This window comes from Microbulbifer mixtoriginis (SeqCode), assembly GCF_052466765.1.
Genome location: NZ_CP174289.1, coordinates 2,221,956 through 2,236,967 on the forward strand (window position 1 = coordinate 2,221,956; position 15,012 = coordinate 2,236,967).

Below are 15,012 nucleotides of genomic sequence, written 5' to 3' on the forward strand. Positions count from 1 at the left end.
ACTGTCTCTCCACCCCAGCCTTATTCGCCGCGCTTGCGCACATCAGAAAGAAGATCCGCAAGGCTGGCTGCCTTGGGTTTCACCAGCCAGAATCGGCTCAGGTAATCGTCGAAGTTATCCAGCAGCTCTTCACCCCAGGCGCTGCCGGTCTCCGCGACATAGGTTTCGATCACCTCGCGCAGGTGACTCTGGTGCGGCTCGAGAATTTCACTACTGATACGGCGCAGCTCGATCAACTCATGATTGCAGCGGTCGAAGAAATCGCGCTCCAGATCCAGCACATAGGCAAAACCGCCGGTCATACCGGCACCAAAGTTGTAGCCGGTGCGCCCTAGCACCGCGACCATTCCACCGGTCATGTATTCACAGCAATGATCGCCGGCGCCTTCCACTACGGCGAAGGCGCCGGAATTGCGCACAGCAAAGCGCTCACCGGCACGGCCAGCGGCAAATAACTTACCTCCAGTAGCACCGTACAGGCAGGTATTACCGACGATGCTGGTGTCTTGGGAAGCAAACTCACTACCCTCAGGCGGTCGAATAACCAGCTTACCGCCGGCCATGCCCTTACCGACATAATCGTTGGCATCCCCTTCGAGATACATCTCCAGCCCTCCGGCGTTCCATACGCCGAAAGACTGCCCGGCAACTCCATTGAGGTTGAGTTTTATTGGCGCCTCCACCATGCCCTGGTTGCCGTGGCGCTTGGCGATCTCGCCAGAAAGACGCGCCCCCAGAGAGCGATCGCAGTTGGTCACCTCGAAGCTGAATTCACCACCAGTCAGGTTCTCAATGGCGGGTAGAATTTCTTCCACCATGCGCTCGGCCAACTCGCCCTTATCCCAGGGCTCATTTGTGGCCTGCTGGCAGGTTTGCGGTTTGCTGTCGAGTAGTGCATCGGTATGCAACAGCGGCGACAGATCCAGTTTCTTCTGCTTGTCGGTTTCTCCCTCGAGGATACGAAGCAGGTCTACACGGCCGACCAGCTCTTCCATGGTGCGCACACCAATGCTCGCCATCCATTCGCGGGTTTCCTCGGCAACAAAGCGGAAGAAATTCATCGCCATTTCTGCGGTGCCGATATAGTGCGCATCGCGCAAGTTCTTGCGCTGGGTCGCGATACCCGTGGCACAGTTATTCAGGTGACAGATACGCAGGTATTTACAGCCAATCGCCACCATTGGCGCAGTACCAAAGCCGAAGCTCTCCGCACCGAGAATCGCCGCCTTGACTACATCCAAGCCAGTTTTAAGGCCCCCATCCGTCTGCACCCGAACTTTGCCACGCAAGTCATTGGCTCTCAGGGTCTGGTGTGTTTCCGCCAGGCCCAATTCCCAAGGTGAACCAGCGTAGCGAATAGAGGTGATCGGGCTCGCTGCAGTACCGCCGTCATAGCCGGAAATGGTAATTAAATCCGCATAAGCCTTGGCCACGCCGGCGGCGATAGTGCCAACTCCTGGACGGGACACCAGCTTCACGGATACCAGTGCATCCGGGTTAACCTGTTTTAGGTCGTAGATCAGCTGGGCCAGATCCTCGATGGAGTAGATATCGTGATGCGGTGGCGGTGAAATCAGGGTGACACCGGGCACCGAGTAGCGCAGCCGAGCAATCAGGTCATTCACCTTGCCGCCGGGCAACTGACCACCCTCACCGGGCTTAGCGCCCTGAGCCACCTTGATCTGCAGCACTTCGGCATTGACCAGATAGTGCGGCGTCACGCCGAAACGGCCGGAGGCGATCTGTTTGATTTTGGAGACTTTGTCGGTGCCAAAACGGGCCGGATCTTCACCGCCCTCTCCGCTGTTGGAGCGTCCACCCAGGCGGTTCATGGCCTGAGCCAGAGATTCGTGTGCCTCGGGAGACAGAGCTCCCAGGGACATAGCTGCGGAGTCAAAGCGACGCACAATCTGCTCGGCCGGCTCCACTTCCTCCAATGGCACAGGCTCGAGGTTTTCCTTGAAAGCCAGCATATCCCGCAAGGTTGCCACCGGGCGCTGGTTGACCAGTTCGGAGTAATCACGCCAAGCGGAGTAATCCCCTGTACTGGCCGCTCGGCGCAGGGCCGTCACCACATCCGGGTTGAAGGTATGGTATTCGGTGCCATGCACATATTTGTGCAGGCCGCCGGGGGACACCGGCTTACGCGCTTTCCAGGCGATATCCGCGCGCGCGGCCATATCTGCCTGCAACTCGGCAAAGCCGGCGCCTTCGATACGAGTGGGTGCACCGGGGAAACACAGGTCCACCACCTCTTTGGAAAGACCGACCAACTCAAACAACAGCGCACCGCGGTAAGAGGCTACCGTAGAGATACCCATTTTTGACAGGATTTTTAACAGGCCCTTGATGATGCCGTTGCGGTAATTCTTCTGCGCTTCTGCCGCATCCAGCAGCAGCTCCCCCCTGTCGATTAGGTGATTAATAATGCTGTAGGAGAAATAGGGATGTACTGCCGTCGCTCCCACACCCACCAAGCAGGCGAGCTGGTGCGCATCCCGTGCACTGGCGGTATCCACCACCACATTGGAATCACAGCGCAGGCCCGCATGCACCAAATGATGGTGCACGGCACCGGTGGCGAGCAGCGCATCTATGGGCAGATGGCCCTGGCGAATATCGCGGTCGGACAGCACCACAATCACGGTGCCGGCACGAACAGAAGCCTCTACCTTGGCACACAGACGTTCAATTGCACTATGAAGATCCAGATTTGCCGGATCGTAGTTCAGGTCGAAAATCTCCGCGTCGAAGCCGGGGCGATCCAGCGACAGTAACGCGGTGTATTTCATATGGGAGAGCACCGGCGAGGACAGAATCACGCGGTCGGCGTGCTCTGGCGTCTCCTCAAACACGGATTTTTCACGGCCCAAGCAGGTTTCCAGGGACATCACCACCGTTTCCCGCAGCGGGTCTATAGGCGGATTGGTCACTTGGGCAAACTGCTGGCGGAAGTAATCGTAGAGCGAGCGGTTGTAGCGGGACAGCACCGCCATCGGCGTATCGTCGCCCATGGAACCCACCGCTTCCTGGCCGGCTTCCGCCATCGGACGCACTACCTTATCGCGCTCCTCCAGAGAGGAACTGAACAGTTTCTGGTAGACCTTAAACTGTTGGTGGGAAAAATTATTGTCAACCGGCGCAGTCACTAAGGTGGAGCGAATACGGCGCGCCTTCTCTTTCAGCCAGCGTTTATAAGGCTGGGCGCGCTTGAGCATATTGTCGATATCGGCAGTGTGGTACAGCTTGCCTTCCTGGGTATCCACAGAAAGCATCTGCCCGGGCCCGAGACGCCCTTTAGCTACTACATCTTCCGGTGCATAGTTATAAACACCGACTTCCGAAGCCACGGTAATAATATCGTCTTTGGTAATCACCCAGCGGGACGGGCGCAGGCCGTTGCGGTCGAGAGTACATACCGCGTGACGGCCATCGGTCATCACCAAGCCGGCGGGGCCATCCCAGGGCTCCATATGCATGGAGATGTATTCATAGAAAGCGCGCAGGTCTGCATCCATGCCCTCAACATTTTGCCAGGCCGGCGGCACCAGCATACGCACCGCACGGTGTAGCTCCATACCACCCGCCAACAGCATCTCCAGCATATTATCCAAACTGGAGGAGTCGGAGCCCTCGCGGTTCACCAGCGGTACCAGCGCATTCAGCTCGGGAATCAGCTCGGTAACAAATTTGTTGGTGCGCGCCACCGACCAATTGCGGTTGCCGGTAATGGTATTAATTTCACCATTGTGCGCCAGCAGGCGGAAAGGCTGGGCCAGAGGCCAGCGCGGCATGGTATTGGTAGAGAAGCGCTGGTGGAAAACACAGATAGCGGTTTCCAGGCGCGGATCCGCCAACTCAGGGAAGAATTTTGGCAGATCCGCCGGGATCATCAGTCCTTTGTAGGAGAGCACACTAGTAGATAGGCTGGCGATATAAACATCACCACTCAGCTGCAACTCGGCCTTACGCCGGGCCACATACAGCCGAGCATTAAAACGGGCTTCACCCAGTGGCTCTTCGGCATCATTAATCAGCAGTTGTTCGAAGCGAGGTTGGCAGTCCCTGGCGATGGGGCCAAGACACTCGGGGTTAGTGGGCACTGTGCGCCAACCAACAATCCGCATTCCTTGCGCCTGCAGCTCAGACTCAAAGATTTGGCGAGCGCTCTGCGCCTCACCGTCATCCAGAGGCAACATCACCGAACCTACGGCATAGGTCTCAGTGAGCTCCAGACCGAACAACTTTAGCGCTTTCTCACGCAGGAATTTATCGGGCTTCTGCAGCAGTAAGCCACAGCCATCGCCAGTTTTACCATCGGCGGCAATACCGCCGCGGTGAGTCATACAGGTGAGGGACTCAATGGCCGTCTGTACTAACTTATGGCTCGCCACACCCTGTAAATGAGCGATCAGACCAAAACCACAGTTGTCCTTAAACTCATCCAACTGATACAGACTGCTACCCATAGAATTCCTCGTCACTATCGATTGGGGGACCACAGGCACTGCCGATAGCGGCCTGATATGGGCAAAAATGGCTTAACGCTCGCGCTACGCTCTCCTGCGGTCCCTAAGTAAAAGATCCCGAGATAAAAAAAGCCCTCTAATGGGGCTTTCTTTATTGTTCTTATTGGCGGTTATTTTGCCCCGCCATTATTTCCGGGGGGCGCGCAATATTACTTGCTCACCACTACATTTTCAATAATTCACAGTTTTTTTAACTGCCAAACAAAAATAAGACAGATTTATTTCCTGTCAACTTGGTTTTATGTGATCGTACTCTCTAATAAGCGCAGTTCGCGAATCCCCTGTCACCTGGCACCACAGTTCCTTAGCGCATCTATAACTTTTTCCTGAGGCGTATCATCGACAACTTTTGCGTCCCCCAAAGATCTCAGCAATACTAAACGCAACTTGCCATCCAGCACTTTCTTATCTAACTGCATAGCTTGCAGAAAATCATCGACACTCATATCCGCGGGAGACTGCTGCGGCAACTGGGCTTTTTGCAGCAACTGACGAACACGCTGTACCAATTCACCGTCCACGTCTCCCAGTAAATGCGAGAGCTCCAGGGCCATCACCATTCCTGCGGCCACCGCCTCACCATGCAACCAACGCCCGTAGCCCTGCACAGTCTCAATTGCATGTCCAAAGGTATGACCAAAGTTTAATATGGCACGGCGGCCTGCCTCACGCTCATCACTAGCCACAACCTCTGCCTTATCACGACAGCAACGATCCACGGCATAAGCCAAAGCCTTGGGATCTCGCGATAAGAGTGCATCGATATTGGTCTCTATCCAGTGGAAAAATGGTGCATCACAGATCAGGCCATACTTGATTACTTCAGCTATGCCTGCTGAGAATTCACGATCTGGCAGGGTCGTCAATGTATCCATATCGGCAAGTACTAGCCGGGGCTGGTAAAAAGCCCCAATCATGTTTTTACCTAGCGGGTGATTGACGCCAGTCTTACCTCCCACAGAGGAGTCCACCTGGGCAAGGAGTGTAGTGGGCACCTGAATAAAATCGACGCCGCGCTGATAACAGGCAGCGGCAAATCCACACATATCTCCCACAACACCACCCCCTAGGGCAATTAGCGTAGTCGTGCGGTTGTGACGCTGTTCCAATAGAGCGTCAAAAATTCGATTGACGGTATCCAGAGTCTTGAAGGCTTCCCCGTCGGGTAGTTCGACAACATCAACCTTATCGAAATCAGAGAGCCCATCCACTAAGCGGGACAAATACAGGGGAGCCACTGTCTCATTTGTAACCACACAGATCTGGCGCCCACGTAAATAGGGCAGTAAATATTGTGAGTCGGCTAATAACTTGGACCCAATGACAATGGGGTAACTGCGCTCCCCCAGTTCCACATTAAAACAGTGCACAATGCTCTCCTTCCCACTAGCGCCAATATGTAGCGCATTGAGTTAATGAGACGCACTTTAGCACAGAGTGAAAAAGGGGTTATTGGGAGAGGCTTTCCATAAGGCGCTCAGCTACCAGGGCTGATGCTTGCTTGGGGGTCAGGTCATCAGTGTCGCAGATAACATCCGCAACTTCGCGATAAAGAGGGGCGCGTTCTTGTAAAATTTCTTCAATACGCGCGCGTGGATTGGGCACTCGTAAAAGAGGGCGGTTACTGTTCTTGGAAGTGCGTTCCAGCAACTGCTCTACCCCGGCCTGTAAATAAATCACATGACCAAACTTTTGCAGCAACCGCCGGTTTTCCTCCAGTAGAACGATGCCACCACCGGTGCCGATAACTTGGTGGGGACCCAGACAAAGTTCTTCGAGCACTTCACTCTCGCGTCGACGAAAGCCGGCTTCGCCTTCTACATCAAATATCCAGGGGATATCTGCCCCTGTGCGCTCTTCCAGGACTTTATCGGTATCAGCAAAAGGCAGCTGCAATTGTGCCGCTAACAACCTGCCAATCGTGGATTTGCCGGCCCCCATGGGGCCGACTAAAAAGATGGAGCGGTTAATCACTTAGATAAAAAAGTCTCACTTTCGATAATACGCGGGGTGATAAACATCAATATCTCACGTTTATCATCTGTGCGTACAGTTTTCTTAAACAAGTTACCTATGTACGGAATGTCTCCAAGTAAGGGTACCTTAGTCTCCCCCTCAAGAACATTGCTCTCAAACACACCGCCTAAAACAATTGTTTCGCCATTACTGACTAGTACTTTTGTCGCTAGGGTGTTCACATTAATTGTAGGAACAGCCGTATTAGCACTAACACTAAACAAATCCCCAACACTATTCTGCTCGATATTAAGCGTCATTATTATGTTGTTATCTGGAGTTATCTGAGGTGTTACATTTAACTCAAGAACGGCTTCTCGAAATGTCACAGAAGCTGCACCAGAAGAGGTAGCCTCCAAGTAAGGTATTTCCACTCCCGATTGGATATTCGCCTCTTGTTTATCACCAGTTACTACTTTGGGCTGGGATACAATCTCAAGCATGCCCACATCTTCCATCGCAGACAGCTCCAAACCCAAATAAAAATTGTCCTTTAATATCGCATAAGCTAGTTGCCCAGCAGGTGTTCCAACACCTAAGTCCACCAGCAAAGGATCATGGGTGCTGGCCGGTGAAGAGACACTGGGTCCAAATCCAGATCCACCAACACTAGCGCTATTTTGCCCTCCAGAACCAATGACTACAGAGTCATCGTTAATATCATGAGTACCTGTATAGTTCCACTGGACACCGAGCTCGCGCTCGAACTCACTATTTGCAGTGACGATCCTGGCCTCAATCATCACCTGACGAATAGGCACATCTATAACTTCTATCAGTTCCCGAAACTGTGCGATTTTTTCTTCTGTATCTGTAAGGATAATTGTATTGGTTCGCTCATCTACAATTGCACTACCACGGGCTGACAAAATACTTGCTTGATTAGCGTCTTGTTTACCCCCAGCAAAATTGCCCTTTCCTTGATCATCCGTCTGCTGACCAGAAAATAATGTAAACAGCTCTCCGGCATCAGCATAGCGCACACTAATATATTCAGTTCTTAGTGGAGCCAGCTCCTGCAATTGCCTACGGCTCTCCAATTCCTGGCGCTCTCTTTCTGCAATCTCAGCAGCTGGAGCTACCATAATGACGCTACCTTCCTGGCGCTTATCCAAGCCCTTGGCCTTAAGAATCAAATTCAAGGCCTGATCCCAAGGCACTCCATCAAGCCGTAATGTGATTCGCCCCTGTACGGTGTCACTTGCCACCAGATTGAGATCAGTAAAGTCAGCAATAATTTGGAGCACGGAACGAACTTCAATATCTTGGAAGTTTAACGAAAGCTTTTTCCCTGTGAATTGAAACTCTTTCTCCTTCTCGCGAATTTCCGCTGCGGACAGAGGTTTTACGCTCAACACGTACTGATTATCGGCTTGATAAGCGAGATAATCATAATCTGCATCTGTCGGATCCACAGCTATTACGGTATTGCGGCCATCAGAGTCTACCGTAATGGCATTCACAGGGGTTGCAAAGTCAGTTACGTCAAGCTTCTGGCGAAGAGATTCGGGCAATTCTGCGCCCAGAAAAGTCAAATAGATTTTGCCTTTGGTGCGTTCCACATCAATATTTACTGCCGGATCAGAAAGGCTAACAATGACTTTACCTTCGCCCTCTTCACCGCGCCGGAAGTCAACCCCGTTAACAGCAATAGCACCCAAGGCATTGAACTGCTTGTTTCCACCAAGATTAAGGCCGCTGTCATGGGTGGGGGATTGTGGAGATGAAGCCGTCGCAACTACAGATTCACCAATCTCCATCACGAGCTGGCTACCATGGCGTTCACTGGTGTATACCGGCAGTTGATCCAGATTAACAATTAGGCGAGTTCTCCCCTCACTGGAAACTACCACAGCGCTGCGAGCGGCACCTATTCCCAGTGAATATTTCTTTTGTGGTAGCACACTTTCAACACCGGCAAAATCCATCACAATCCGAGCCGGTTGCTCAATTGTGTATCCAGTGGGCTCTGGAGGCTCCTCAGTGAAAGTTAAACGCAGCTGAACCCGGCCACCGGGAAGCTCTGAAAACTGTATATCGTTCAGTTGATTCACCTGCGCTTGTAACGCCGCAGGAACCATCAATACAGCGAGCAGTAAAATCTGAAACGGTGCCAAACACTTAGCAAACTGCTTATTAATCATTATCCGTTGTCCTTCTCTTCCAGCGCGAGTGCACGTGGCCTCTCAATCCAGCCCCCGGTACCATCCGGTATAATTTCCAACACATCGAGTTGCGTGGGTGTAGCGCTCACAACTCGCCCGTGATTTTTCCCCAAGTAGTTCCCCACAGTTACTCTGTGAATTCCACCATTGCCATCATCAATCAGGGCCCATAACTGGCCATCACGGGAAATTGTGCCCACCATTGCCAAAGCATCAAAGTTAATACTTTCAAGCAACTCTCTACGCCTACTTAGATCAGGTGCTATTTCAAGTCTTCTACCAACTAATCGCTGATCAGACTCCAAAACAGGGCGAGTAAATGGACTCCTTTGAGCAGCGGCACTATAAATATATGGGCTATATGGCGTAAACGTTGGGATAGGCTCAATTTGACCTTTAGGCCTCCGCTCAACCTCGGCCATTCTTTGATGTAAATCATTTTGATCTACATTCATACTGCAAGCAGAAACCGCTAAAAGTGTAGCTACGATGGCTGTTTTTTTTGTCACTCCTCATCCTCCTGATCTTTATAGCGGTAGGTTTTTGCATTGATAACCATATCAAGCAGCCCACCACTATCTCGGTTGGTTGAGATAGTAAAATCATGAAGAGTTACAATCCTAGGCATTCCAGCAATACCACTCACGAAAGAACCAAATTCATGGTACCCCCCTTGAACCTCTATACGAATTGGCAGCTCAACATAAAACTCTCCAACCAACTCACTTTCCAGAGCAACTTTTTCGATCGTTAGGCCGCTACCTCTTCCATACTCATCAATATCCTCTAACAATCCTGGAACTTCTGTATCTTTTGGTAGTTGCTTTAGCAGTGCGCCAAAGGTGCCCTCCATCTCCCTTAGTTGCTCACGATACGCATCAAGATTTGCAGCCTCAAATTGCTTGTTTTCAAACTGCAAAAACAGCTCTTTCTCTTTATTCTGCGCACGTTCCAGGCTGTTATAAAGATCACCTATCCAGAGGTAATACCCAATAAAAACCAAAACTGCTGAAACAATGATTAAGAGAGTAATACGACCAGCTATCGGCCAGACCCCAACTCTTGAAAAGTCGATGTCATTAATATCTACATCTTGGAGTTGCTTAAGAGTTTCTGCGAATGCCATTATATAATTCCTTTACTCAACGCCAGTGGTAGTTAAATCACTATCGTTAGCATCGTCACTCTTACGACCACTCAAATTTACTGTTAACTGAAAAGCACTCGCTTGTTCCCCATACTCAGGGCTAGCAGTAACATCCGTTAAGTTTGGAGATTCATACCAGTCGGACTGGTCCAAATTGCGCATAAAAGATGATACACGGTTGTTGGATTCTGCTATTCCTGACAACTCCAATTGAGAACCTTTGCGGGTAAGTTCAAGGAGCCAAAGCCCCTCAGGAGTTGCCTGTACCAGCTCATCAAAATAACGAACAGCTAGAGGACGGTTCCCCTGGAGCTCCTGAATCACCCGCATTCGATCAATCAGTTCCTGGCGGCGCTTTTTCAGGTCCTTAATCTCACTTACCTGTTTATCTAGAGCATTAATCTTGACCTGCAGTATCTGATTGCGCTCATTCTGGGTAGCGACTTGCCGATCAACCGTTTTCATCCAAAGAAAAACCGACGCCGCAGCAGCAATAATCACCAACACTAATACTTGCTGAAACTCTTTCTGCTTTTGTGCGCGATATTCCTGGCGCCAGGGGAGTAGATTAATCTTGGCCATCTCAGTACTCCTTCTCCCGCATGGCGAGCCCTGCCGCGATCATCAGCCCTGGAGCCTCTTTGGCTAATATCTGTTGGTTTACCCGAGAAGAGGTAGCCATTTTGTAAAAAGGATTGGCAATCACTGTGGGTTTGCCCAGTTTTTCACCGACCAAATCAGACAAACCTTCCATTGCGGCAACACCACCACTGAGCAATATGTAATCCACATCGCTATAGGAAGTCGAAGAGTAAAAGAACTGCAGCGCGCGGGTGACTTGCTGAATCACCGCATCCCGAAACGGCTCCAGAACCTCGGCATAATAGTCATCGGGCAATCCGCTGCCACCCTGGTGCTTCGCCAGGGAGGCCTCTTCGGCGGAGAGGCCGTAGCGCCGCTGAATCTCATCGGTGAGCTGGCGGCCACCGAATAGCTGCTCCCGTGTATAAACTGTCTTGCCATCAACCAGTACAGACAGTGCACTCATAGTCGCACCGATATCCACTACCGCAACAACCAACTGCTCTTGGGGAGGAAACTGATCTTCCAGTAGAGTGTAAGTGCGCTCAATAGCGTAAGCTTCCACATCCACGACACCCGCCTCCAACTCAGCCTCACCGAGGGCGGAAACCCGCTGTTCGATATTTTCGCTGCGGCATGCTGCCAGTAACACTTCCACCTGGTCATCCCCTCTTTCAGATGGCCCCTGTACCTCAAAATCGAGACTAACTTCTTCGAGGGGATAGGGAATGTACTGATCTGCTTCCAAGGCAATACGCGCTTCCAGATCCTCATCGGAGAGATCAGCGGGCATTTCCAGGGTCTTAGTGATCACTGCGGAGCCGGATACGGCGACAGCCGCACGGCGCAGTCGGGTTTTGGAACGGCGCACTACCTTGCGGATAGCTTCCGCCGTGGCGCCAACATCATTGATGTTCTTATCCACTACCGCATTCGGCGGCAGGGGTTCCACGGCGTAACTTTCGACCCGATATTTGTCACCATTGCGACTTAGCTCCAGCAACTTTACTGCGGTCGAGCTAATATCGAGTCCCAACATGGCCTTCGGGCCTTTATCCAGAAAAGGGAAAATCCCCATTTTTCTTATCTTTTCCGTGGGTTATGAAAGTTTGATGTTATAGCACTTTAAATTACCGCTTCAACCGGCATTTGCATAGGTAATAGCGCACAATATTCGTATAATTATTCACCGAATCATACAAATGAAGTACACAGAAGTAGTTTCATGACAGTAAAAGCCCGAAATCGTCTACTAGCGCTGCTCTGGCTTTGCCTCGCCGGAGCAGCCGGCGCAGCCATGGTTTTCGCCAGCATTTACCTCTACCTGAAACCCGGGCTACCCTCAGTCGAAAGCCTGCGGGATATTCGCCTACAGACCCCACTGCGCGTCTATTCACAAGACATGAAACTGATAGGTGAGTTTGGCGAGAAACGGCGCAACCCTATTACCATCGAACAAACGCCAGAACCATTTATCAAGGCAATACTGGCAGCAGAGGATGCGAGCTTCTACTCACACAGTGGGGTTTCGATTAAGGGTTTGATGCGGGCAGCTTCACAGCTGGTGCAGACCGGCTCAATCCAGTCTGGTGGTAGTACCTTAACCATGCAGGTGGCGCGCAATTTCTTCCTAAGCCGTGAGCAGCGTTTTATCCGCAAGTTCAATGAGATCCTCTTATCACTGCAAATTGAGCGCGAACTCAGCAAAGATGAGATTCTGGAACTCTATATCAACAAAATATTCCTGGGTAACCGCGCCTATGGCTTTCAGGCTGCCGCACATGTTTACTACGGTCGTGACATCAAGGACCTGAGTATGGCGCAATGGGCAATGATGGCGGGGCTGCCCAAGGCCCCCTCCACCTTCAACCCCATCGCCAACCCCACTCGGGCCCTGGTGCGCCGTAACTGGATTTTGAAGCGCATGCTCGACCTAGGATACATCGATCAGGATGAGTACAAGCACTCCATTACCGCACCGGTGACCGCTAGCTACCACAGCCGCGATCTGGATCTGGATGCCCCCTATATAGCCGAAATGGCGCGTAAAGAAGCTGTTGAGCTTTTTGGCGACAGTGCCTACACCGATGGCTATCAGGTCATCACCACGGTCAACAGCCGCCTGCAGGACCAGGCGCGCAGGGCACTGCAACACGGCCTCGAAACCTACGATTCACGCCACGGTTATCGTGGCCCGGAACAGCGACTGCCACCGGAATTGCTACATGACAGTGACCAACTGATTGATCTGCTCAATGAAATCCCTGTGCTGGGTGGGCTTGAGCCTGGGGTAGTCACTGCGGTGGAGCCAAAGCTGTTGCAAGTACAGCTGCGCGACCGCCGTGTGGTCGAGGTTCCCTGGGAGAATGGGCTCGACTCCATTCGTCCCTATATTACTGAAAGCTCACGAGGACCACGCTTACAGTCTGCTGAGAAGATGTTTGCACCTGGTGATGTGGTGCGCCTACGCCGCATTGAGATTAAGCACACTGAGGTTATCGGCTCCCAGGACAAACCTACCAGCGCAGGTGGGGCAACCCAACTTGCTAGCGCCTTTGAAGACACACCCAACCCCGATCCATTTGCAGAGCCCGAAGAGGTCTCTTCCAGCCCCCTGGAGCCACAAATTACTGAGGAATGGGAGCTAACCCAAGTGCCATCGGCCCAAGGAGCCCTAGTCTCCATCGATCCCCAAGACGGCGCCATACGCGCCTTAGTAGGTGGCTATGACTTCCGCCAGAGCCACTTCAATCGCGTCACCCAGGCGGCGCGGCAACCTGGCTCCAGTTTCAAGCCATTTATCTACGCTTCGGCTATCGAGCGCGGCTATACCGCCGCCAGTGTGATTAACGACGCCCCAATAATCTTCGAGGAAACCAATCTGCAAGATGTGTGGCGCCCGGAGAATGATGGCGGCACTTTCCTTGGCCCCACCCGCCTGCGTATGGCTCTGTATAAGTCACGTAACATGGTCTCCATTCGCCTGCTGCAGGCACTGGGGCTCGATTACGCCCTCGGTTTTGTCGAGGGCTTCGGCTTTGACCGCAGTAAATTGGCGCGCAACCTAACCATCGCACTGGGCAGCTCGGCCCTGACGCCCCTAGAAATGGTGCGTGGCTATGCAGCTTTCGCCAATGGTGGCTATCGAGTGGAACCCTATCTTGTTGACCGGGTTTTAGATGTAAATGGCGAAACCCTCTACCAGGCCCTACCACTCACTGTGTGCAATGACTGTCCTGAGCCTGGCAGTGAGTCCCAAGGGTTCAATAATCAGGAGCCACTCAACCTAGCGGCAATTCAGCCCGGTGAAGAGGGCCCGGACCAAGGCAAAGAGCCTCCCGAGCTGAAAGTACTCCCGGTTGGCCCACTGGATTCATCCAAGCTCCAGGCACGCCCCCTGGCACCGCGCGCCATGACCCCGGAGACGGCTTACATCATGGATTCCATTCTCAAGGATGTGATAAAAAAAGGCACCGGCCGACGCGCCCTCGCTATGAAGCGCGGTGATATCGCTGGTAAGACGGGAACAACCAACGGCCCGCGCGACGCATGGTTCTCAGGTTATAGCCCCTACCTTGCCACCAGTGCTTGGGTGGGTTTCGACTCTTACGGCGAACTCGGTAAGAATGAGTACGGTGGCTCTGCGGCGCTGCCTATCTGGATAGATTTTATGAGTACTGCCCTGGAGGGCTTGCCCGAGCGTCACCTGCCCCAGCCAGATAGCATAACGACCGTGCGTATCAACCCCAAGAACGGCCTACGTACCTCCTATGGCGGCATGTTTGAGATATTCCGCACCAATAGGGTACCCGGGCGCGAGGCCTACAACCCCTATCGCTCCAGATACTCCGACGATGAGATGCCGGGCCGGGACCGATCGAGTGAGCCACCACCCGAAGAGCTTTTCTAAGATACGGCATCCCTGCCATAAGCCCACTTAATGAGTGGGCACACCAATAAAAGAAAAGGGGCCCATGGCCCCTTTTCTTTTATTGGTTGTTGTTTTCTCTCTGATCACCTGTCATACAAGAGATATCCGCGCTATTACGCCACTATTCTGACTCTCTATACCTAAGGCAGGCACGCTCTACGCTCTGCAGATCGGGAATGACGGCCTCTTCACCTAAAAGTGCCACGTGCATTAGCTCCCCTGGGCTCAGGGTTTGCTCCCGTAGCACTAGTTCTTCCTGGGTCACCCTTACTAAACGCGGTGTCCCCTGCAATATAAGAGCAAAATAGGGCAGGTCTCCATCGGGGTTTCCGCTACTCAGCACCGCGATACGGGCATTCTCTGAGGTTCCGCCCAGTGCTTCGCCACGCATCACATCAAAAGACAACAACGGCAGGCGTTGCTCACGCCAAATGAGGTCCCCCAGATACCACTCAGGCACATCGTATGCCGCCATAGGTACCTGCATAGCGATCACCTCGGAAAGGCTTTCTACAGGAACCAACATCTGGCCCTGTTGTAGCGGCAACAGCAGGCTGCTCACCTCCTGGGGAACATCTAGCGGCAGCGCTTCAACTTCACTCATTGCCTACCTCTTGCATGCAATATTTCATTTCTTGGTAT

The 15,012-nt window shown here is 52.4% G+C and carries 10 protein-coding genes; 1 reads left to right on the forward strand and 9 read right to left on the reverse strand.

The annotated features are described in order from the left end of the window. Positions 1-20: 20 nt before the first annotated feature. The 8 genes from gltB to ACJJIV_RS09800 form a co-directional block, all read right to left on the reverse strand. Positions 21-4,469, reverse strand: coding sequence for a glutamate synthase large subunit (gene gltB, locus ACJJIV_RS09765; protein ID WP_444891567.1), 4,449 nt, complete (start codon positions 4,467-4,469; stop codon positions 21-23). A 344-nt stretch (positions 4,470-4,813) separates the two neighbouring features. Next, positions 4,814-5,899, reverse strand: a complete 1,086-nt coding sequence (gene aroB / locus ACJJIV_RS09770; RefSeq protein WP_444891568.1) for a 3-dehydroquinate synthase — start codon at positions 5,897-5,899, stop codon at positions 4,814-4,816. A gap of 79 nt (positions 5,900-5,978) precedes the next feature. Then, entirely contained in the window at positions 5,979-6,500 is a 522-nt protein-coding gene (aroK, locus tag ACJJIV_RS09775) for a shikimate kinase AroK (RefSeq protein WP_252085944.1), read from the reverse strand. Beyond that, entirely contained in the window at positions 6,500-8,689 is a 2,190-nt protein-coding gene (locus ACJJIV_RS09780) for a type IV pilus secretin PilQ (RefSeq protein WP_252084191.1), read from the reverse strand. The genes aroK and ACJJIV_RS09780 overlap by 1 nt, the downstream gene beginning before the upstream one ends. Next, positions 8,689-9,165 carry a pilus assembly protein PilP gene (locus ACJJIV_RS09785; protein WP_286037014.1) on the reverse strand — a complete coding sequence of 159 codons (477 nt, stop codon included), beginning with the start codon at positions 9,163-9,165 and terminating at the stop codon, positions 8,689-8,691. Before ACJJIV_RS09785 ends, ACJJIV_RS09780 begins: the two co-directional genes overlap by 1 nt. A gap of 50 nt (positions 9,166-9,215) precedes the next feature. Then, positions 9,216-9,836, reverse strand: a complete 621-nt coding sequence (locus tag ACJJIV_RS09790; protein WP_252084190.1) for a type IV pilus inner membrane component PilO — start codon at positions 9,834-9,836, stop codon at positions 9,216-9,218. Between the two features lie 12 nt (positions 9,837-9,848). Continuing rightward, entirely contained in the window at positions 9,849-10,439 is a 591-nt protein-coding gene (locus tag ACJJIV_RS09795; RefSeq protein WP_252084189.1) for a PilN domain-containing protein, read from the reverse strand. A 1-nt stretch (position 10,440) separates the two neighbouring features. After that, the gene (locus tag ACJJIV_RS09800; RefSeq protein ID WP_252084188.1) at positions 10,441-11,517 is read right to left on the reverse strand and encodes a pilus assembly protein PilM; all 1,077 of its coding nucleotides are present in this window, start codon (positions 11,515-11,517) and stop codon (positions 10,441-10,443) included. A 147-nt stretch (positions 11,518-11,664) separates the two neighbouring features. On the opposite strand from ACJJIV_RS09800, the gene ACJJIV_RS09805 reads away from it, so the two are divergent. Further along, complete coding sequence (locus tag ACJJIV_RS09805) at positions 11,665-14,349, forward strand: penicillin-binding protein 1A (protein WP_252084187.1); 2,685 nt, start codon at positions 11,665-11,667, stop codon at positions 14,347-14,349. A 142-nt stretch (positions 14,350-14,491) separates the two neighbouring features. On the opposite strand, the gene ACJJIV_RS09810 is transcribed toward ACJJIV_RS09805, so the two are convergent. After that, a complete protein-coding gene (locus ACJJIV_RS09810) occupies positions 14,492-14,974 on the reverse strand; it encodes a chemotaxis protein CheW (protein ID WP_252084186.1) in 483 nt (160 codons plus the stop codon). Positions 14,975-15,012 lie beyond the last annotated feature (38 nt).

Bases quoted from the DNA above. Each gene is read 5' to 3' on its own strand.
- gltB (WP_444891567.1), bottom strand. From the start codon at position 4,469: ATGGGTAGCAGTCTGTATCAGTTGGATGAGTTTAAGGACAACTGTGGT.
- ACJJIV_RS09780 (WP_252084191.1), bottom strand. From the start codon at position 8,689: ATGATTAATAAGCAGTTTGCTAAGTGTTTGGCACCGTTTCAGATTTTA.
- ACJJIV_RS09785 (WP_286037014.1), bottom strand. From the start codon at position 9,165: ATGAATGTAGATCAAAATGATTTACATCAAAGAATGGCCGAGGTTGAG.
- ACJJIV_RS09790 (WP_252084190.1), bottom strand. From the start codon at position 9,836: ATGGCATTCGCAGAAACTCTTAAGCAACTCCAAGATGTAGATATTAAT.
- ACJJIV_RS09795 (WP_252084189.1), bottom strand. From the start codon at position 10,439: ATGGCCAAGATTAATCTACTCCCCTGGCGCCAGGAATATCGCGCACAA.
- ACJJIV_RS09800 (WP_252084188.1), bottom strand. From the start codon at position 11,517: ATGGGGATTTTCCCTTTTCTGGATAAAGGCCCGAAGGCCATGTTGGGA.
- ACJJIV_RS09805 (WP_252084187.1), top strand. From the start codon at position 11,665: ATGACAGTAAAAGCCCGAAATCGTCTACTAGCGCTGCTCTGGCTTTGC.
- ACJJIV_RS09810 (WP_252084186.1), bottom strand. From the start codon at position 14,974: ATGAGTGAAGTTGAAGCGCTGCCGCTAGATGTTCCCCAGGAGGTGAGC.